The organism is Nocardioides nematodiphilus, assembly GCF_020216525.1.
GTDB classification, from domain to species: Bacteria; Actinomycetota; Actinomycetes; order Propionibacteriales; family Nocardioidaceae; genus Nocardioides; species Nocardioides nematodiphilus.
Map to the genome: position 1 here is coordinate 1 of NZ_JAIWOY010000010.1, position 19,744 is coordinate 19,744.

Sequence of the window (19,744 nt, forward strand, 5' to 3'; positions counted from 1 at the left end):
ACACCCTCCAGCTCCAGGCCAACTACCAAGACGTCCCCCAGAACCTCATCTCCGCCATCGTCGAGGCGAACCACACCCGCAAGGACTTCGTGGCCGCGGACATCCTCGCGAGGAACCCGCGGGTCGTCGGCATCCACCGCCTGGTGATGAAGGCCGGCTCCGACAACTTCCGCGAGTCCTCGGTGCAGGGCGTGATGAAGAGGTTGAAGGCGAAGGGCATCGAGGTCCTGGTGTACGAGCCCGAGCTGCGCGCGTCGACGTTCTTCGGATCCGAGGTGCTGCACGACCTCGCCGATCTCAAGGAGCGCGCCGACGTCATCGTCGCGAACCGGCGCACCCCCGAGCTGGCCGACGTCGCCGACAAGGTCTACACCCGCGATCTGTTCGGCAGCTGCTAGACACCCGACGCGATTCAGCCGGCCGCCCGGCGTCGATGGCTAAGTTCGGGTGTGTGGAAGCCGAGTGACAACCAGGAGCCGCGCTGGCTCCCGGGCGGTCCACGACCCACGATCGATCAACCCGCACCGACTCACTCGAAGGACAAGCGTGTCGACTCTGCACGGCTCCAGCATCCTGGTCACCGGAGGCACCGGCTCCTTCGGCAAGGCGTTCATCCGCTACGCCCTGGACAACCTCGATCCGCGTCGCCTGATCGTCTTCAGCCGCGACGAGCTCAAGCAGTACGAGGCCCGTCAGCTGTTCAACGACGACCCGCGGCTGCGCTGGTTCATCGGCGACGTCCGGGACCGTGAGCGCCTGACCCGCGCCATGCACGACGTCGACTACGTCGTCCACGCCGCGGCGCTGAAGCAGGTCGACACCGGCGAGTACAACCCGTTCGAGTTCATCAAGACCAACGTCCTGGGCAGCCAGAACGTCGTCGAGGCCTCGATCGACGCCGGCGTGAAGAAGGTCGTCGCGCTGTCCACCGACAAGGCGTCCTCGCCGATCAACCTGTACGGCGCGACGAAGCTGACCGCCGACAAGATCTTCATCCTCGGCAACAACTACGCCGCCTCGTACCCGACCCGCTTCGCGGTCGTCCGGTACGGCAACGTCACCGGATCTCGCGGCTCGATCATCCCCAAGTGGAAGGCGATGGCCGAGCGCGGGGAAAAGCTCCCGATCACCGATCTTCGGTGCACCCGGTTCCTCATCACGCTGCCGCAGGCCGTGCAGATGGTCGTGGACACGTTCGACCTCATGCAGGGCGGCGAGCTCCTCGTCCCCCACATCCCGTCGCACAAGGTCGTCGACCTGGCCCGCGCGGTGGTGCCGGACGCCGAGTTCGTCGACATCGGGCTGCGCCCGGGCGAGAAGCTCCACGAAGAGATGATCAGCCCCGACGAGGGCCGCCGCGCGGTCGTCATCCAGGGCGGCAAGTACTACCTCATCGAGCCCGAGATGGCCGGCTGGGGCTATCAGCCGCTCACCGACGCGGTCCCGGTGCCCGACGGCTTCCACTGCGCCTCGGACAAGAACGACATCTGGTGGGGCGTCGACGAGCTGCGCGAGATCCTCGCCTCCGGCATCTGACCGGCGGTCGACACCAGCGTGAGGATCCTCATCACCGGGGCCGCCGGCCTGCTGGGCCGGGCGGCTGCGCTCGACCTGTCAGCGGATCACGCCGTCACCGCGTGGACCCACCGGCGCCCGGTCGAGCTGCCCGGCGTCCGGGAGGTGCAGGCCGACCTCACCGACCCGGCGTCGATCGTGACGGCGTGGCGCGCTGCGCCGCCCGACCTGGTCATCAACGCCGCCGCGGTGGCGACCCTCGAGGCCAGCGCACAGGACCCGGCGCTCGCCCAGCGGATCAATGCGGACGCGGCCGGCGAGATCGCCGCGCTGGCGCACGCGTCGGGCGCGAAGATGGTCCAGATCTCCACCGACGCGGTCTTCGACGGCACCAGGGGCGGCTACCTCGAGACCGACGCTACCGGCCCCCGCAGCGTGTACGCCGCGACCAAGCTCGCCGGCGAGGTCGCCTGTCTCGCCGCGAACCCCGCGACCCTCGTGGCCCGGGTGAACTTCTTCGGCTGGAGCGCGACGGGCAGCCGCAGCCTCGCCGAGTTCTTCCACCACGCCCTGAGCCGGGGCGAGCAGGTCAGCGGCTTCGAGGACGTGTGGTTCACCTCGCTCTATCAGCGAGACCTCATCGAGCTGATCGTGCAGGCTGCTGGGCACGACCTCGCCGGGGTCTTCCACGCCGCCTCGTCCGATCGCCTGACCAAGCTCGCGTTCGGCCGGCTGATCGCCGAGGTGTTCGGCTACGACCCGGACCTCGTCCGGCCGGCATCCGTGACGACCCTCGGCACGGACGTCGCCCGCAACCACCGGCTCGACCTCGACTCGAGCGCTCTCGCCGCCGCCCTCGGCCGCACCCTGCCCACCTTCCGCGCCGGCATCGTCAGGATGTACGAAGATCGTGCCTCCGGCTATCGATCGCTGGTCCGCTCCCACCCAGGAGGATCCCTGTGAGCTTCATGATTGGCGACCGCCTCATCGGTCCCGACCAGCCGACCTACTTCATCGCCGACATCGCCGCCAACCACGACGGGAGCCTGGCGCGCGCCAAGGAGCTGATCATGCTCGCCGCCGAGGCGGGCGCCGACGCCGCGAAGTTCCAGAACTTCAGCGCGACCAAGATCGTCTCCGACTACGGCTTCCGCTCGCTCGGCGGCCAGCAGTCGCACCAGGCCAACTGGAAGAAGCCGGTCACCGAGGTGTACGCGGACGCCTCGATCCCCGATGACTGGACACCCGAGCTCAAGGCGACCTGCGACGAGGCCGGGATCGACTACTTCTCGGCACCGTACGACCTCGAGGCGATCGACATGCTCGACCCGTACGTGCCGGCCTTCAAGGTCGGCTCCGGTGACATCACCTGGATCGAGTCGATCGAGGCGATGGCGCGCAAGGGCAAGCCGGTCCTCATCGCCACCGGCGCCGCGAACCTCGCCGAGGTCATCACGGCCGTCGACGCGGCCACCGCGATCAACCAGCAGATCTGCGTGATGCAGTGCAACACCAACTACACCGGCTCCTCGGAGAACCTGAGGCACATCAACCTCAACGTGCTGCACACCTACCGCGGCCTCTTCCCCGGTGCCGTCCTCGGTCTCTCCGACCACACCGCCGGAAGCGTGACCGTGCTGGGCGCGATCGCCCTCGGCGCCCGGATGGTGGAGAAGCACTTCACCGACGACACCGGCCGCGAGGGGCCCGACCACGGGTTCTCCATGGATCCCGCGTCGTGGCGGGCGATGGTCGACACCGCCCGCGATCTGGAGGCCGCCCTCGGCTCGACCCGCAAGCAGGTCGAGCCCAACGAGCAGCAGACCGTCGTGCTGCAGCGGCGCTGCCTGCGCTTCGCCCGCGACATCCCCGCCGGTACGCCGATCACCGAGGCCGACGTCGAGATCCTGCGGCCGGCCGTGCCGGGCGGCCTCCTGCCGAGCGACCTGCGGAGCGTGCTCGGCCGGTCCGTCCGGGCCGACGTCGTCTTCGGCCAGGAGATCCGCTGGGCCGACCTGGCCTGACGGAGGACCGTTGGCACGCATCACCTACGTCTCGCGATCCAGCGGTGCTCACGACCGTCGCTGGATCGCTCTGCTGAGCTCGGCCGGGCACGTCGTCCGCGATCTCGGCGGCCGCATCGACGTCGAGGAGATCCGGGCCAGCCCGGCCGACCTCATCGTCGCCGGTCCGGTGACCGACGCCCTGCCGGCGGCGGTCGAGGCCGCCGTGGCGCCCGTGCTGGCGATGGTCTGGGCGTTCGACCTGCTGGTGGAGGCGCGCGACGAGGCGGTGCGCGCCCGTACGGTCGAGGCCTTGCGGCGCGCGGCCGGCGTCCACGTGGACTGTGCCGCGATGCATGCGCTCGTCGCCGGCCTCGGCGTCGAGGAGCGGCGCATCTCGCAGGCCCCGTGGGGCATCGACACCGCGTTCTTCGCTCCGGGCGACGACGCGCTGCGCGTGGCGACGCCGTTCACCGTGCTGTCGACGCGCGCCTGGGAGCCGCTGTACCGGATCGACCTGGTGCTCGACGCGTTCGCCCGTGCGCGGCGCAGCGTCCCGGAGATGCGCCTGGTGCTCGCCGGCAGCGGCAGCCTCGGGCCTGAGCTGCGTGCCCGGGCCGGCGCCCCGGACCTGGCCGGGAGCGTGCGCATCGTCGGACGCCTGACGCCGGGCGAGCTGCTCGAGCGCCTCCACCACGCGGACGCGTACGTCTCCGCGGCCCAGAGCGACGGCACGTCGCTCTCCGCCCTCGAGGCGCTGAGCTGCGGCGTCCCGGTCGTCGCGCCCGCGGTCGGCGGGAATCCCGAGTGGATCAGCTCGGGCCTGCAGGGTCGGCTCTTCGCCGCGGACGATGAGGCATCGCTGGCCGACGCGCTCCTCGACCTGCGCACGGACCCGCACCTCCACGCCGCCGCCGAGCGACGCGGGTCGATCCTCGAGCGCGCCGACGGGACCCGGAACGGACAGGTCTTCCTCGACGCGGTCGAGGAGCTCCTGCACCCGCGCTAGCCCTGCTACCAGGCGGTCCAGCCGCCGTCGACGGCCAGCGTGCTGCCGGTGACATAGGAGGCACCCCGGGAGGCGAGGTAGACCACCGCGGCGGCGATCTCGTCGGGAGACCCGATGCGACGCAGCATGGTGCGGTCGGCGAGACGCTCGATGAAGGCGGGGTCCTCCTGCGCGAGCAGCGCGGGGAACGGCCCCGGGGCGATGGCGTTCGCGCGGATGCCGAGGGGGCCGAGCTCCGCGGCGGCGTAGCGGGTCAGCTGCAGGAGCGCGGCCTTCGCGGCTCCGTAGAACGGCGGGTTGCGGCCCTCCTCGGTGGCGTAGAGATGCGGCAGCGGCGCGACGATGCCGTACATCGACGAGATGTTCACGATGCTCGGGGTGCCGCCGGCCGCACGGGCCGCGACCAGCCCGTCGCGGGCCGCCTCGATGCCGCGGTGCGCGGCCGTGATCGCGAGGTCGAACGCCTCGGTGTAGTCGGCGGTCGTCGAGGTCCGCAGCGACCCGCCGCGGCCGATGTTCGCGTTGTTGACGAGGAGGTCGATGCGACCGAAGCGGGCCGAGACCTCGCCGATGACCTGGGGCCAGGAGTCCGTCATGACGTCGGCGGCCTCGGCGTGCACGTCGCCGGGCATCGACGCCATCTCGGCCTCGAGCCGCTGGCGATCGCGCGCCACGCCGACGACCGTCGCACCGTGCTCGGCGAGAGCCCGGGTCATCGGCCTGCCCAGCCAGCCGGAGGCCCCCGACACGATCGCCACGGTGCCCGTCAGGTCGAAGAGGGTGCTCATGCTGTGACCCATCGGCTGGGATCGAGGAGATCGATGGAAGGTTCGGGCAGACGTGTGCGGACGAGCTCCTGCTCGTCGGGGCGCAACGGCTCCCGGCGCGCGAGATCCGCGGTGTCGCGGACCTGGGCCGGCGTCTCGGCGCCGACCACCACGGAGCTCACCCAGCGGTGTCCGAGGACGTACGCGAGGGCCAGATCCGCCCGCGAGGACCGGCCGAGGGCGACGACCAGCTCGTCGACGATCCGCATCGTCTCGGCGACGTCGACGCCGGCGTTCGCCGGCCAGCGCGCCTGCGCGCCGCCGGTGAGCAGACCCTGGAGGTAGGCGCTCCGGACGGTGATCAGGAGGTCGGGGCGGGCGGCGAGGCCGTCCTGGACGGCCGGCGCCAGCCAGCGCCGATCCAGCAGGTTGAACGGGAGCTGGACGTAGCCCAGCTCGGGGTCGCCGAGCACCGCGAGGAGCTCGTCGGGGGCCGACAGCGAGATGCCGATGCGCCGGGCCCGCCCGGCGCGCCTGGCCTCGACCAGCGCGTCACGTACGCCCGGGCGGCTCCAGTCCGCGGCCCGGTGCACGAGGAGAGCGTCGACGCCGTCGAGGTCGAGAGCACGCAGCGACTCGGCGATCGAGGCCTCGGCGGCCGCGCGCCCCCAGCCGGGGTCGGCGTCCGTCGGGACCTCATCGAGCGGGCGCAGCTTGGTGACCACACCCAGCTGCTCGGACAGCCCGCGGCGCAGCGCGCCGCCGACCCGTGCCTCGCTCTCGCCGTAGACGCGGGCGGTGTCGACGTGCGAGACACCCGATGCGGCCGCCGCCTGGAGCACCGCCCGGGCCTCATCGGCGTCCGGCATCCCGGAGGTGTTCGCGGCACCGTACGGAAGGCCGAGCTGGACCGCGCCCAGGATGACCACGGACTGCCTCAGCTCGTCGCCGCCCCGGGTTGCGAGGCGCGGTCGAGGCCCCTCCAGGGCGGCCAGCCGATCGCAGAGATCCACCCACGACACCTCGACCGGCGCCTCCACAGCGCCGAGGACCCGCGACGCGCGGACGAAGTCGTCGAACGTGTCGATGGTCGAGCGCAGGCCGCGCCAGGCCGGGCGCTGCACCGGCGGCTCGAGCTGCCGGTCGGAGAGGTGGGAGCGGATCCACGGGGTGACGTGCTCGCGCTCGTACGGCGTGCGTGCCTCACGGTCGGCAGCGCGCAGCGCCGAGACCAGGAAGGCCTCGGCGGCGACGCCGTACGGCACGTCGAGCTCGGCCGAGCCGCCGATCCGGGCGTACGGCGCCTCAGCCGTGACCTGCCCGGCGAGGTGGTCGACGAGGGCACCGTCGGGGAAGACGTTGTCCGCGGTGAGGCGGACCACGACGTCGTCGTCCGCCAGGTCGTGCGTGGCACCGATGAAGCGGGCGAGCGGGTCGTGCAGCGAGCCGCGGACCACCCGGACGCCCGCGCTCGCGACCGTGCTCGCCAGCACGTCGTCATCGGGATGGGCGCTGGTCGCGACCACGGTGTCGGTGCCGGTGTTCGCGGCCCGCCGGGCGGCGAGGACGACCACGGGCATCCCGGCCAGCGACAGCATGCCCTTGGCCGGGAGGCGCGAGGAGCTCAGGCGCGACTGCAGGACCACACGGGTAGCCACCTGCGCTCACCGCTCCCCGTCGTGGGACCCGTGACCGGGGGCCGCCTCGAGACCGAGGCTGGCGGCGAGTCGGCGCGCGACCCGCTCACCCCACGCGCGCTGGTCAGCAGTGACCCCCACCCGCACCGCGCGCCTGATCACGTCGTCGACCTGCTCGGCGAGCGTCGCCTGCCGGGCCGGGCTCGCCAGATCGGCGCGCGCCGCCCGGGCCAGGCGCTCGCGCAGCGCCTCGTCCGCGGCGAGACGCTCGATGGCGTCCGCGAGCCCGTCCACGTCGCCGGGCGCGAAGGCCACCCCGGTCTCGCCGTCGCGCATGTACTCGCTGGGCCCGGCGACGTCGGCGTACACGATCGGCACGTCGAACGCGGCCGCCTCGAACGGCACCCGCCCGAAGGCCTCGGCGGTCGACGGCACGATCACCGCGTCCAGGCCGGAGAACATCCGCTCGCGGCTCGGCTCGAAGCCGGCGAAGTGGATGAGGTCGGTGGCGCCGCGCCCGCGCACGGCGCTCTCGAGGCTGCGCCGGGCCTCCGAGAGGCCGCCACCGAAGAGCATCACCCGGATCGGCACGCCCCGTGAGCGCAGCGCGACCGCGGCCTCGAGCATCGTCGTCTGGTCCTTGCCGGAGCGGATGTCGGCGACGACGCCGACGGTGAAGACCTCGGCGCGGCGCCGCGTCCACGAGTCGCGCTCCGCGGTGGCGCCCGGGATGACCGGCGCCGGGTGCACCACGGTGGCGCGCTCGGGGTGTCCGGGGAAGAAGTACTCCCGGACGCAGGCAGAGTTGGTGATCACCTCGGCCGCCGAGGCACCGAGCACCGCGCCCACCTCGGCCGGCGGGCCGGGCAGCACGAGACCGAGGTCGATGTCGCCGAACTCGCGGACGTACCAGACGTGCGGGATCCCGACGAGCGCCGCAGCGATGGCGCCCTGCGGGGTGAGGGCGCACTGGGTCAGCACGACGTCGGGGCGGCGCCGGCGCAGCTCCTGGACCAGGAGCGGCTGGGCCGGGCCCAGGTCGTCGACGCACAGCGGATCCGAGACCGGGACCGGGGGCTCCGCCGGCCGGCGGTACCAGACCGGCAGCGGGTCGACGAGCGTCACCGAGCCGCCGACCTCGTGCAGCAGATCACCCAGTCCGCGGTCGTACGGGAACACGGTGTCGACCATGTGGCCTTGGCGGATCAGCGCCTCAGTCATCTCCGCGTGGGAGCGCTGGCCGCCGAGCATGCCGCCCCACTGGGTGACGACGGTGACGGTCGCTGCCCCCTTCTTGCGGACGGCGTAGAGGTGCCCGAGGGGAGCGCCCGGCTCGCGCACCTCCTCCCAGCGTGCGGTGTCGTCGGCGATCGCGTAGAGCCGGAATCCGGCGGTGAGGAGACCCTTCTGCACGCCGGCGTCGACGTCGGTCCACAGGACGCGCAGGTCCGGGCCCGCGAGTGCCTCGATCCCGGGGACGGGCCGCCCGAGGAGCACCGTCTTGCGGCTCCCCTGCGTCTGGTCGAGGTCGCTGATCCGTACGTCCGGCGGCACGACCTCGCCCAGCCAGCCGAGCCAGCCCAGCAGATCGCTCCCGTCGCCCGTCAGCACCAGGTGATCGGCGTCCTGGGCGACGGTGGCGAGCAGGGCGGAGACATAGGCCGGGCGCTCGCCCGCCAGCATCTCGTCCAGGTCGCGTGTCGTGATCGAGCGCGCCGGCGCCTGCGGGTGCCAGCGCCAGGACAACTGGCGCTCCGTCCCCTGCGGCGACCCCGGCAGCTCCTCGACGCGGACCCGGCCGCCGGTGTGCTGCCTGAAGAAGTCGTACACGTTGTCGCGGTGCCCCGCGCGGCCGGCATGGAAGAGGTCGTCGGCGGGACGCAGCGAGATGATCTGCACCTCCGGGAGATCGGCGAAGATCAGCGGGAGGTTCGCCATCAACGACGTCTGCAGGCCCATCACCGCCACCGGCACGACGCCGAGCTCGAGCGTCGCCACCTCGAACGGCACGTCGAACTCGCGCACCTCGACCTCCGCGCGCAGCAGGTCGAGCTTCTGCGCCGGCTCGCGCCGGTGCGGTGCGTAGATCACGCGGCATCCCGGGAAGCGGGCGCGCGCGGCGTCGATGACCTCGAACGCGATGCGCAGGTCGTGGCCGGGCGACACGTCCGACCCCGGCACGGTGAACGGCGAGCCCAGGACGACGACCAGGTCCGGGTCCACCCGCAGGTCGGCGATCCGGGCGCGGACGTGGGCGTAGTCGTTGCGCACGATGACGTCCTGGGGGGCCGCCTTGATCGCCTGCCAGTAGGCGGTGAAGAGCGTGACGCCGCGGGGCATCCGGTTGTCCGGCAGAGGGCTCGATCGCCACTCCTCCTCCAGGAGGCGCTCCCCCTCGGTGCCGGGCCGGCGGTCGATGAGGAGCGTCGCCGCGCCGTCGTCGACGACGGTGATCTGATCGGGCCGCAGCCGCAGCAGCCGCGCGATCTGGAAGGCGGTGGTGATCCGGAAGTCGCCGACGACGAGCCGCTCCACCGGACGGCCGAGGGCGCCGATGTGCAGCAGGATCTCGGAGAAGACCTCGGCCTGCCAGTGCGGGGTGCCCTTGGCCCAGCCGTCGGTCGCGCGGACGTGGACCGCCGTCCCCGGCAGCTGCGCGAGCAGGGTGCGGATCTGCGGGATCGTCTTCTCGGGCGAGACGCCGTCCCCGATGAGGACCAGATCGACGGTGGTGCCGGTGGCCTGCGCGTACTCGATGAGGTTCAGCGCCTGCAGGGGCGAGGCGATCATCGCGACGGTGGCCGGCCCGGCGCTGGTCGCGCCCTCAGTCTTCACCGGGCGAGTATAGGAGTCGCGATCGCCTAGGATCCGCCCATGGACACCGAGGCGCGCGTGGCATCTCTCGAGGCCCGCCTGGACGCATTGGCGCAGCGTCTCGAGGCCTCGGAGAACGAGGCGCGCACCCTGAGGCGGGTGGTGGCGATGTCGTCCACCCGGTGGCTGCACTGGATCCGCCTGGAGCGTGCGGCGCAGGCCCAGGAGGAGCAGGGCGGGTGGCCCGCGTCGAGCGCCGAGTGGAACGAGCGCCGCACCGCGTACTGGACCGACGTGGCCCTCCAGTCCGGGCTGGTCGCGCTGGGCAGCCTGCGGGTCAACGACGAGTCGCTCTTCAACCCGAACGTCACCGTCGGCGACGACTTCCACACCAACGGCCTGTTCGTGCACGGCGCCGGCGAGGTGCGCATCGGCGCCCACTTCCACAGCGGGCCGCACTGCCACATCCTCACCGAGTCGCACCACTACGAGGGCGAGGCCCTCCCCTACGACGCCGAGCGGATCCTCACCACCGTCACGATCGGCGACAACGTGTGGCTCGGCACCGGCGTGATGATCCTGCCGGGCGTCACCATCGGCGACGGGGCGATCATCCAGGCCGGCAGCGTCGTCGTGCGGGACATCGCGCCGTTGGCGATCGCAGGCGGCAGCCCGGCGGTGCCGTTCGCCGCCCGCGACGCGGCGCACTACGAGCGGCTGGCCGGCCCGGGCGACCGCGGCTGAGCCTCAGCCGATCGGGACGACGATCTCCTCCCACTCGGGCAGTGCGAAGAAGTCCGCCACCTTGTGGGAGGTCGTGCTGAAGTACGCATCCGGGTAGACCGCGATCTTGCGTGCCAGCGCGGTGTGGACCAGATCGCACAGGCCGCTGCGCAGGCTGATGAAGGTGCCGGCGTGCTCGACGGCGCCGACCATCTGGGAGAGCGGTACACGCAGTGGGCGGGTGCCCGGCAGCGGCTGCTCGGCGCCGGCGACGTTCGTGTAGACCGTCCGGCCGGCGGCGGCGTGCTCGGCGACGAGGCCCTCCCAGAAGGCGAGCGGCGGCGGGACCACGCTCTTGGCGTACGGCGCGATGATCACCGAGGTGCCCTGCGGGATGCCGTCGGTGTTCTCGAAGGCGTCGAGGTAGGCCGGGACGGCCGGTCGCGCGGTGACGTCGAGGCCGTAGACGACCGAGCGGTAGTAGTCGAACAGGGTGAGGGACTCGCCCTGGAAGATCAGCGGGGAGCCGGAGCGGTCGGGCGTGAAGCCGATCGTGTACGCGGTGTCGTCGCTGAGCAGCACCGCGCGGATCAGGTCCTCCATCTCCTGGTAGGTGAGCACGGCCGCGGTGTCGACCCCGGAGAGCCGGACCACCTGCTCCGAGCCGCGCCCGACGACCACCGCGGCGGCCTGCTCGATGCCGTTCTCCGCGCAGAACGCGGGCAGGTAGGACATCAGCCAGTAGACGTCCCCCAGTCCGTTGAAGGGGCACAGCACCAGGTGCTGTCGCGGGAACCGGGCCCGGATGTCGGCGAGCAACGAGGCGCCGTAGCTCGCCCGCGCCTTGACGACGTGCTCCTCCTCGGCGGTCGGCAGCATGGTGTGGACGTCACTGCCGACGATGCGCAGGATCTCGCCCTCGAAGCCGAGCGCGCGCAGCTGGTCACGCATCACCTCGAAGTGCGGCGAGGAGATGAGCACGACCGTCCGGGTGTCGGCGCAGGTCGCGATGAAGTCGGGCTCGAGCACCGGGACGCCGTCGAACGAGGCGCCCTGCTTCATCGGGTTGTTGTCCAGGTACGCCCGGACGGCCACCCCACCCTCGGCGAGGTGGCGCTGGATCGCGGCGGTCGCGTTCGAGTGCCCGAAGAGCAGGACGGTCGCACCGTCGAGCAGGTGGATGCGCAGCAGCCGGTCGACGGCCTCGCGCAGGTCGGCGCTCACGGCTCAGGCGTCTTCCGCGCAGCTCATGATGTAGCCGTGGATGTGCGCGCCGGCGGTGCCGTCGGCGTGGGTGGTGAATGCCGCGAAGAACTCCTCCTGCCCGGGCACGATGCCGCCGTTCTCGGAGACCTTGCGCCGCAGGTAGGTGAGCGCGCCCTCGTGCAGCAGCCGCTCGGGGCGGGCGAAGCGCCGGACCTCGGGGTGGACCCAGCCGTCCGGCACCCAGTCGTCCGGCATCGGGGTGCCCGACGCGTCGTCGGTCGGCACGTGGCTCTCGAGGTTGACGATCGGCTTGCCGGTGAGCCCGAAGAGGCCCATCACCGAGCTCCACTGGCCGTAGTAGGCGTGCGCGTGGTGGATGGCGCGCTGCAGGTCGTGGCTGGTGTCGACGATGACCCGCGACATGCCTTTGGCGCGCGAGACGAGCGCGTCGTACGACGGCGCGAGGTCGGGCGCCATGCTGTCGATCGTGGCCCGCTCCAGCGGGTGCGGGCGCCACCACAGCACGAGGTCCTCGTGCTTCATCACGGCGTCCAGGACGCTGTCGAGCTTGGCCAGCATCTCGGCGCGATCGCGCAGGAGACCGTTGATCGACGTCAGCTGGAGGATGACGGTGCGGCCGGCGATCTTGTCGGACCATGCGGGCGGCAGCGCGCCACCGGCCGTACGGACGTAGTCGAACTTCGGCGATCCGAGCGGCACGATCTTGTTGCTCGACCACTGCTTGATGGCGCGCTGGGCGAACGCCTCGCTCTGGTAGATCACCTTGTCGAAGTGCTCGAAGCTGGGGTGCTGGTCGAAGTGCTCGCCGACGGGGGCCTGGGTCGACCAGTAGGGCACGTAGACCAGCTGGCCGCAATGCGGGCGCAGCCGGTCGGAGTAGTAGTCGGGGTGGACGCTGGTGACGGTGTTGAACCCGTCGTACGGGTTGTGCACGTAGACGACGTCGGGGTGCACGGCCGCGATGTCGAACGTCCGGTGGTCGACGACCGGGACCTCGGCGGGCAGGTCCTTGTCGTGCAGGCGCCACTCCTTGAGCGTGCGCTCGGGGGTGAGCTCGGCGAACGGGATCGGCACGACGATCGCCTCGCAGCGCGGGTCGGCGTCGGCGGCCTGCCAGATGGTGTGCAGGCTGTCCCACATCGAGGCGTTGTAGGGCAGGAAGACGACGGTGTACGTCACCTCGACAGCCTGCAGCTCCGCCTTCAGCTCCTGGACACGCGCGACGACGTCCGCCCCGCTGCCGCGGCCGTCGAGGAGGGCGCCGAGGGCGATCGCGACCGCCTCGGTGCGCGGGGCGATCTCGGGGTCGCCGAACAGCGGCAGGGCCTCGGCGATCTCACCGACCATCCGCGGCACGGCGTCGGGTCCGAGGTGCTCGCACTGGCGCGCGCCGTCGAGGACCGCGTCCACGATCTCCAGCAGCTGCTGCCGCACTCTGTTCTTCACGCCGTCCGCCCGCTCTCCATCACAGCTTCACACATGCCGGGTCGATGGGGTCGTCCCACACCAGCCCGTCCTTCCAGTGGTAGGCGCCGCGCAGCGTCTCCCCCGTACGGTCGTACTCGCCCTGCCGCCACTCGACCAGGCCGGCGTGCATGAAGAAGGTGTCGTCGAGGTAGAACGACTCCAGCACCGCCTCGCCGCTCAGCCGGAGGTGGTCGAAGACCATGTCGATGTTCTCCAGCTGCGGGTCGATGCCGCGTGGCACGTCGACATCGCTGCCGGCCTTGCGGCGGCCGATGAGGCCGGCCGGGGCGGCGGCGATCGTGGCACGCATGTCGGCCGGGTCGAGCGCCTCGACCAGGCCGACGTAGTCGGCCGACATCCGGGTGAAGGCGACGCCGAAGGACCAGTGGTTCTCGTAGGTCCGGTAGAAGTCGAGCGAGACGGTGTCGGCGTCGTGGGCATGGGCCCACTCCTCGACGCCGGCCAGGCGCGCCCTGATCATCGCGGGGTCGTGCAGGAAGAGCGTGTCGTCGGCGTCGATGCCCCAGAACTCCTCGAGTCCCTCGGCGGCGGCGTGCTCGAACGACGTCATGTGCGCGGCGCCCGCGTTGCGCCAGCGCGGGGCGACCTTGTCGTGCAGCAGCTCGGCCATCCGCGGCGAGGACGGCACGACGGCCTCGTACTCGAGCTCGGCGGGGACCCAGGCGGCGATGTCGTCGGCGTCCCAGTCGCACAGCAGGAAGACGCGCGCACCGGTGCCGGCCCAGGTCTGCGCCCAGAAGCGCAGGCACCGGGTCGTCACGGTCGTACGCCGGTTGATCTTGAGGTAGCAGGCGCTCAGCACGACAGCACCGCCTCGACGACCGCCAGGTCGAGAGCACTGGTGATCCGCAGGTTCATCGGGGTGCTCGGCACGACCGACGGCCTGACGCCGCCGATGGCGCACAGCTGAGCCGGGTCGTGGCTGGCGACGCCGTTGTTCTGCGCCCAGGTGTAGAGGTCGAGGATGGTGGCGAGCCGGAAGGTCTGCGGGTAGCGCGCCGTGTGCAGCTCGCGGCGCGGCGGGACCCGGTGGATCTGGGTGGTGCCGGTCTCGGCCCACACCACGCTGTCGGCGAACGGCTCGGCGCTGACCGCGGCCCGGCGCTCGCGCGCGGTGGCGATGTTCGCCGAGATCAGCGCGGCATCGATGGCCGGGCGAGCCGCCTGGTGGATGAGGACGATGCCCTCGTCGCCGACGATCGTGTGCAGCTCGCGCAGTCCGCGCAGGATCGAGTCGCCGGCGCTGGGACCGCCCACGATGACGGCGCGGACCGGGGCCTCGTCGCTCTGGGCGAGCGCCGTGACCGCGGCGGCGCGCTCCGTCGAGGTGACGATGACGATCGCCTCGACGTCCGGGTGGGCGGTGAAGTGCTCCAGGGTGTGCGCGAGCACGGGACGCCCGGCGAGCTCCTCGAGCACGAGGTCCTCGGCGGCGTCGGCGAGCAGGAGCGCGGCGACCGCGGTCACAGCGCGCCGTCGATCCGGACGGCGACCGCCGGCGCGGTGTCACGCGGCGTGCTGATCGCGAGTGCGGTGACCAGGCCCGAGGGCTTGGCGTCGTTGACCACGATCCGCTCCCCGTACGGGGCGCCGAGGATCAGGTGGTCGTACCGGATGCCGTGCTCGGCGAGGAAGGCCTCGGTCTTCTCGCGGTGGTCCTCGGTGCGGGCGGTCACCAGGACCACCATGTCACCGGCGGGGATCTGGTCGAGGAGCTCGGTGGCGCCGTCGAGCAGCGTGTCGGCACCGTCGAGCAGGTGCCCGTTGTGCTTCACCAGGGTGCCGTCGAGGTCGAGGAACCAGGTGTGGCCGAGCGGGGAGAGGACCAGCTGCGTGATCGGCTGGGCCATCAGCGCGGCTCCGGGATGCGGGCGCTGTCGAGGCGAGCGCCGATCGCACCACCGGGGTGGTTCAGGTGCAATGTGCCGATCTCCACCCCGAGGCCCTCGACCAGCTCCATCGCGAGGTGCTGGAGGACGAGGAGGTTCAGCACCGTGGAGTTGTTGGGGAGGATGTCCCAGGCATCACCCTCGTGCTCGAGCTCGAGGATCACCCGCTGCGGCACCTCGCGGTAGAGCGTGCTCTCGCGGCTGAAGGAGAGCAGCCAGATCGAGCAGCGCCGGCCCTGGGCCTTGAGCAGGTCGACCAGGTGCACCGACTCGCAGGTCTCGCCGCTCTTGCTGAGCACGACGACCAGGTCGCCGTCGCGGACCATGCCGAGGTCGCCGTGGACGGCCGAGTTGGTGTGCATGAAGGCGGCCTGGATGCCGACGGAGTTGAGCGTGCCGACGACCTTCTCGCAGATCGGGACGTTCTTGCCCAGACCCGAGAAGATCAGCTTGCCGCCGGCGGCGATGGTGGCGAGTGCGTCGGCCTTGAGGCCCTCGAACTCGTCGTCGCGCACCGAGTCGAGCGCGTCGCCGAGCAGTCGCATCGTCGCGTCGAACCGCTTCATCCCAGTGCCTCCTCGAGGTGGTACAGGCCGTTGTAGAAGGCACCGCAGACCGAGTCGTAGTCCTGCCAGGCGTACGTCGTCAGCGAGAGCCAGATGACCGCGTGCAGCAGCTTGATCGTGCGGGGATCGGCACCACTGAGCGCGAAGAAGTCGTCCTCGAGCTCCTCCCAGCGGTTCGAGACGATGTCGAGGGTGACGTCGTGCTCGCCGATGCCGAGGCGGAACTCACGCAGGTTGAATCGGTCGTAGTTCCCGACCACTGAGTAAAAGAGCTTCGCCCAGTCGTAGTTGGGGTCGCCGTACAGCTTGGTGTGGCCGAAGTAGCCGCGCGGGTCGATCAGCACCGGCTCGGTGCCGTCGCGCAGCATCAGGTTGGAGAAGGTGCAGTCGCCGTGGATGAAGGCGAAGCTCTCGCACGCGACGGCGTCGAGCGCCCGCTCGAGCTCGCCCTGGTGGAAGAAGACGTTGCGGCACACCCGGCCGTTCACGGTGATGGTGGGCTGGTCGGCGAACGGCACCAGGTCACGGATCCTGGCGAGCCGCGCCATCGTCTTGGCGAAGTACGCGTCCTTGAGGCTGAAGGAGTCGGCCGGCACCCTCTCGAGGGCGTGCAGCTCCTTCAGGGCGTCGACGAGCCGGGCGAGGATCCCGCGCTTGTCCGCCAGCGACAGGTCGCCGTACTCGTACACGTTGCCACCGTGGATCCGCTCCAGGGTGAGGGGATCGGTGCCGTAGACGGTCGGGACGTTCGTGAGGCCGCGGGCGGCGACGTACTCGTACCAGGCGCGCTCGTCGGCGGCGAGGGCGCGGCCCTGCTCGTCGATGCCCTCCTTGACCACCCGGTCCTCGGTGAGGGTCATCCGGTTGAAGGGGCGCACCTTCTCCTGCGGCAGCGCCTCGTACTCGGCCAGCAGGCCGAACTCGCGGGTGCCGGCCAGGCCGAGCTCGGAGAAGGTGAGGCCGCGCTGCTGCATCCAGCGCACCAGCTCGCCGCTCTCCGGGACACCCTCGAGGACCGTACGGTCCCGCAGGACGAAGAGGCCGGCGACGCCGTGCTCGGCCGAGCGCTCCTCGGCGAAGACGCCGTCGGTGTAGCTCCAGCGGCACTCGAACGTCTGCGAGATGCCGATGTGGTCGGCCGCCGCCTTCGGCAGCTCGAACGTCGTCGGCAGGATCAGGTCGGACCACACCAGCATGAAGGGTGCGGTCGGCGGGAGGAGCTCCAGCGCCTGGGCGACGCCGCCGCAGGTGCCGGTGCCCGAGGCGTCGACCACCTGATACTCGACCTCGGCGAAGCTGGCGAGGTACTTGCGCAGCACGTCCCCGTGATGGTCGGCGATCACGATGAACCGCTTGTCCGGGAACTGCCGGAAGAGGTGGAACAGCATCGGCAGGTTCTCGACCGGCACCAGGGCCTTCGGCTTGTTGGCGGTCAGATGACCGAGCCGGGTGCCCTTGCCGCCGGCCTGGATCACGATGTGATCCACCGTCATCACGGCTTCGAAGTCGGGGGATACGCGCGCTGCAACCACGTCTGACCATCGGCTCCTCTCAAGGAGACGTGAGGGTTCCGTGGCCGCCGTGGCACTCGTCAGAAATAAATCCGTGGTGTGACTAAGGCCGCCTCGGACAGGGCCGATCAGTCTCTCCGCAAGGCCCACGGACGGGCCCCAAGAACCCGGCTTGAATCCAGGAAGGAATCACCATGAGCCTCCGCATCAACACCAACGTCGACTCCCTGACCGCCTACCGCAACCTCAACGGCACGCAGTCCTCGATGTCGACCTCCATCGAGCGCCTCTCCTCCGGTCTGCGCATCAACAAGGCCGCCGACGACGCCGCCGGCCTCGCGATCAGCCAGGGTCTCACCGCCCAGATCAACGGTCTCGGCCAGGCCGTCCGCAACGCTCAGGACGGCATCAACGTCGTTCAGACCGCTGACGGCGCCCTCACCGAGGTCCAGTCGATCCTGCAGCGCTCGCGTCAGCTCGTCGTCCAGGGTGCGAACGACTCCAACGACTCGTACGCCAAGACGAACATCACCACCGAGCTCAAGCAGCTCTCCTCCGAGCTCGACCGGATCAAGAACACCACCGAGTTCAACGGTAAGAAGCTGCTCGACGGCTCGGCTGACCTGTTCTTCCAGGTGGGCTCCAACTCGAAGACCAAGCAGGCCGGCAACCAGATCGAGGTCAGCATCACCGACGACCTCGGCGGCTCCACGCTGCTCGGCGCGGCCGCGTCCCTCTCGGGCACCGACACCGCCGGCCAGTGGTCCAACGCGCTGGACGACCTGGACACCTCGCTGCGCTCGGTCTCCACCCTGCGAGCCAACCTGGGTGCCTACCAGAACCGCTTCCAGCACACCATCAACAACCTGTCGGTCACCCAGACCAACCTGCAGGCGTCCAACTCCGCCATCCTCGACACGGACATGGCGCAGGAGATGAGCAACTACTCCCGCACCCAGATCCTGTCGCAGGCCGGCACCTCGATGCTCAAGCAGGCCAACCAGGCTGCCCAGAGCGTCCTCTCGCTGCTCGGCTGATCCTCGGCCTGAGCGATCAGGCCGCGTAACACCTAGCAACACTGCATCACCACGTTCGGTGCCGGTGGAGCCTTCCACGGCCCCACCGGCACCGAACGTGTTTCACCGACCTAGGAGTTGTCCCGATGCCCGCGATCCAGTTCAGTGGCCTGAGCGGCCTCGACACCAGCGCCATCATCAAGCAGCTGATGGCGGCGGAGTCGGTCCCCCAGACCAAGCTCAAGAACACGGTCGCCCAGGAGCAGGCCCAGGTCAGCGCTCTCAAGAGCATCAACAGCGCGCTCTCGTCCCTCTCGACCTCTGCCGCGAGCTTCTCCACCGGCAGCACGTGGTCCCAGAAGACCGCCACCTCCTCGAACTCCGCGATCACGGTGAACGCGTCGAGCTCGGCGGTGGCCTCCTCGGTCAGCGTCGTCGTCGCCGACACGGCCACCGCCGCGTCCGCGTCGTTCAACACCACGACCACGGCGAACACCAACTTCACGATCAAGGACGGCCAGGGCAAGACGCTGGCCGCCTTCGACTCCGGCACCGGCTCGCTCACGGACATCGCCAGGGGCATCAACGCGACCAGCTCCAAGTCGAACCTGAGCGCGGTGATCATCCAGGGCAAGGACGCCTCCGGCAACGCGACGCCCGTCCTCCAGCTGACGTCGCTCAAGACCGGCAAGGCCTCGGACTTCACCATCTCGGCGACCGACGGCGTCAGCGGCGACCTCTTCGCACCCGCGGCGTACACCGCCGCGAAGCAGGCCCACGTCACGGTCAACAACGTCGACATCTACAACGACAGCAACACCATCGAGATCACGCCCGGCGTGAAGATCACCGTCGCCCCGGGCACGGCGGCGGGCACCACTGCGACGGTCGGCGTCGTCGACGACGGCAACAGCCGCGTGACGGCGATGAAGGCATTCGTCGGGCAGCTCAACGATCTGCTCAACTCGATCAACACCGCCACCGCCTACGGCCAGGTCACCAACGGCACGACCAGCGGTGGCGGCGTCCTGCCCGGCGACTCGACGCTGCGCTCCGTGGCCACCGACGTGATCAGCTCCGTCCTCACCCCGATCAACGGGCGCTCGCTGATGGGACTGGGCGTCTCCGTCGACCGCTACGGCAGCTTCTCCTTCGACCCCACCACGTTCAACAAGGCGTACGACGCCGACCCGGAGGCCGTCCAGGCCGCCCTCGTCGGCACCGGCAACAACATCGACGGCACGCCGAAGAGCGACAACTTCGCCAGCCGGATCCAGAAGGCCGCCGACCAGGCCGCCTACAGCCGGTCCGGGGCGTCCTCGCCGTTCATGAAGGGACCGATGGCCTACCAGGACGGCTACCTCACCTCGTACATCAAGGGCATGTCGAGCGAGATCGATGGTCTCAACGACGACATCGCCGCCTGGGACGACCGGCTCGCCGCCAAGCAGGCGAACTTCGAGACCGTCTACAACAACCTGACCACCGTGCTCTCCAAGCTCCAGGCACAGCAGAGCTGGATCTCCAGCCAGCTCTCCTCGCTGGACAGCGGATGGCAGCAGAACAACAACTGAGGTAG

At 70.7% G+C, this 19,744-nt stretch carries 17 protein-coding genes and 1 pseudogene; 8 read left to right on the plus strand and 10 right to left on the minus strand.

Annotation, left to right across the window (positions count from 1 at the left end):
- From KSO98_RS15140 to KSO98_RS15160, 5 genes are all read left to right on the plus strand, one after another.
- Positions 1-398, plus strand: a 398-nt coding sequence (locus KSO98_RS15140) for a UDP binding domain-containing protein (protein WP_308012775.1), incomplete at its 5' end; no start/stop codon positions are given.
- A gap of 148 nt (positions 399-546) precedes the next feature.
- Complete coding sequence (gene pseB, locus KSO98_RS15145) at positions 547-1,536, plus strand: UDP-N-acetylglucosamine 4,6-dehydratase (inverting) (RefSeq protein WP_225286512.1); 990 nt, start codon at positions 547-549, stop codon at positions 1,534-1,536.
- An 18-nt stretch (positions 1,537-1,554) separates the two neighbouring features.
- Positions 1,555-2,478, plus strand: a complete 924-nt coding sequence (locus tag KSO98_RS15150) for an SDR family oxidoreductase (protein ID WP_225286513.1) — start codon at positions 1,555-1,557, stop codon at positions 2,476-2,478.
- Positions 2,479-2,483: 5 nt separating this feature from the next.
- A complete protein-coding gene (locus KSO98_RS15155; protein ID WP_225286643.1) occupies positions 2,484-3,539 on the plus strand; it encodes an N-acetylneuraminate synthase family protein in 1,056 nt (351 codons plus the stop codon).
- Positions 3,540-3,549: 10 nt separating this feature from the next.
- Positions 3,550-4,527, plus strand: a complete 978-nt coding sequence (locus KSO98_RS15160) for a glycosyltransferase (protein ID WP_225286514.1) — start codon at positions 3,550-3,552, stop codon at positions 4,525-4,527.
- Between the two features lie 5 nt (positions 4,528-4,532).
- On the opposite strand, the gene KSO98_RS15165 is transcribed toward KSO98_RS15160, so the two are convergent.
- Genes KSO98_RS15165 through KSO98_RS18985 form a run of 3 tightly spaced genes read right to left on the minus strand, consistent with a single transcriptional unit; the run spans position 4,533 to position 9,766 of the window.
- Positions 4,533-5,315, minus strand: a complete 783-nt coding sequence (locus KSO98_RS15165; protein ID WP_225286515.1) for an SDR family NAD(P)-dependent oxidoreductase — start codon at positions 5,313-5,315, stop codon at positions 4,533-4,535.
- Entirely contained in the window at positions 5,312-6,952 is a 1,641-nt protein-coding gene (locus KSO98_RS15170) for an aldo/keto reductase (protein ID WP_225286516.1), read from the minus strand. Before KSO98_RS15170 ends, KSO98_RS15165 begins: the two co-directional genes overlap by 4 nt.
- Positions 6,953-6,958: 6 nt before the next feature.
- Entirely contained in the window at positions 6,959-9,766 is a 2,808-nt protein-coding gene (locus KSO98_RS18985) for a glycosyltransferase family 4 protein (RefSeq protein ID WP_225286517.1), read from the minus strand.
- A 519-nt stretch (positions 9,767-10,285) separates the two neighbouring features.
- Here KSO98_RS18985 and KSO98_RS19075 point away from each other — a divergent pair.
- Positions 10,286-10,423: pseudogene (locus KSO98_RS19075) on the plus strand (DapH/DapD/GlmU-related protein); the annotation flags it as partial.
- Positions 10,424-10,492: 69 nt separating this feature from the next.
- Here the strand turns inward: KSO98_RS19075 and KSO98_RS15185 are convergent.
- From KSO98_RS15185 to KSO98_RS15215, 7 genes are read right to left on the minus strand one after another with little or no spacing between them, the layout of a single operon-like run.
- The gene (locus KSO98_RS15185) at positions 10,493-11,692 is read right to left on the minus strand and encodes a hypothetical protein (protein WP_225286519.1); all 1,200 of its coding nucleotides are present in this window, start codon (positions 11,690-11,692) and stop codon (positions 10,493-10,495) included.
- A 3-nt stretch (positions 11,693-11,695) separates the two neighbouring features.
- Positions 11,696-13,141, minus strand: a complete 1,446-nt coding sequence (locus KSO98_RS15190; RefSeq protein WP_225286520.1) for a CDP-glycerol glycerophosphotransferase family protein — start codon at positions 13,139-13,141, stop codon at positions 11,696-11,698.
- Positions 13,142-13,160: 19 nt separating this feature from the next.
- Positions 13,161-13,985 carry a hypothetical protein gene (locus KSO98_RS15195; protein WP_225286521.1) on the minus strand — a complete coding sequence of 275 codons (825 nt, stop codon included), beginning with the start codon at positions 13,983-13,985 and terminating at the stop codon, positions 13,161-13,163.
- Positions 13,979-14,650 (minus strand): IspD/TarI family cytidylyltransferase, encoded by a 672-nt coding sequence (locus KSO98_RS15200; RefSeq protein WP_225286522.1) that lies wholly within the window; start codon positions 14,648-14,650, stop codon positions 13,979-13,981. The genes KSO98_RS15195 and KSO98_RS15200 overlap by 7 nt, the downstream gene beginning before the upstream one ends.
- Positions 14,647-15,033 carry an HAD family hydrolase gene (locus tag KSO98_RS15205; RefSeq protein WP_225286523.1) on the minus strand — a complete coding sequence of 129 codons (387 nt, stop codon included), beginning with the start codon at positions 15,031-15,033 and terminating at the stop codon, positions 14,647-14,649. Before KSO98_RS15205 ends, KSO98_RS15200 begins: the two co-directional genes overlap by 4 nt.
- Positions 15,033-15,638, minus strand: a complete 606-nt coding sequence (locus KSO98_RS15210) for an SIS domain-containing protein (protein WP_225286524.1) — start codon at positions 15,636-15,638, stop codon at positions 15,033-15,035. The genes KSO98_RS15205 and KSO98_RS15210 overlap by 1 nt, the downstream gene beginning before the upstream one ends.
- On the minus strand, positions 15,635-17,131 hold the full coding sequence (locus KSO98_RS15215; protein WP_225286525.1) for a phosphotransferase: 1,497 nt from the start codon (positions 17,129-17,131) through the stop codon (positions 15,635-15,637). Before KSO98_RS15215 ends, KSO98_RS15210 begins: the two co-directional genes overlap by 4 nt.
- A 212-nt stretch (positions 17,132-17,343) precedes the next feature.
- Between KSO98_RS15215 and KSO98_RS15220 the strand changes: the two genes are divergently transcribed.
- Together KSO98_RS15220 and fliD are read left to right on the plus strand one after the other, a co-directional pair.
- Complete coding sequence (locus KSO98_RS15220) at positions 17,344-18,186, plus strand: flagellin N-terminal helical domain-containing protein (protein WP_225286526.1); 843 nt, start codon at positions 17,344-17,346, stop codon at positions 18,184-18,186.
- A gap of 125 nt (positions 18,187-18,311) precedes the next feature.
- A complete protein-coding gene (gene fliD, locus KSO98_RS15225) occupies positions 18,312-19,739 on the plus strand; it encodes a flagellar filament capping protein FliD (protein ID WP_225286527.1) in 1,428 nt (475 codons plus the stop codon).
- Positions 19,740-19,744: the final 5 nt, after the last annotated feature.

Coding starts and splice junctions, on each gene's coding strand:
- KSO98_RS15155 (WP_225286643.1), top strand. CDS start 2,484: ATGATTGGCGACCGCCTCATCGGTCCCGACCAGCCGACCTACTTCATC.
- KSO98_RS15215 (WP_225286525.1), bottom strand. CDS start 17,131: ATGACGGTGGATCACATCGTGATCCAGGCCGGCGGCAAGGGCACCCGG.
- KSO98_RS15165 (WP_225286515.1), bottom strand. CDS start 5,315: ATGAGCACCCTCTTCGACCTGACGGGCACCGTGGCGATCGTGTCGGGG.
- KSO98_RS15205 (WP_225286523.1), bottom strand. CDS start 15,033: ATGGCCCAGCCGATCACGCAGCTGGTCCTCTCCCCGCTCGGCCACACC.
- KSO98_RS15210 (WP_225286524.1), bottom strand. CDS start 15,638: ATGAAGCGGTTCGACGCGACGATGCGACTGCTCGGCGACGCGCTCGAC.
- fliD (WP_225286527.1), top strand. CDS start 18,312: ATGCCCGCGATCCAGTTCAGTGGCCTGAGCGGCCTCGACACCAGCGCC.
- KSO98_RS15220 (WP_225286526.1), top strand. CDS start 17,344: ATGAGCCTCCGCATCAACACCAACGTCGACTCCCTGACCGCCTACCGC.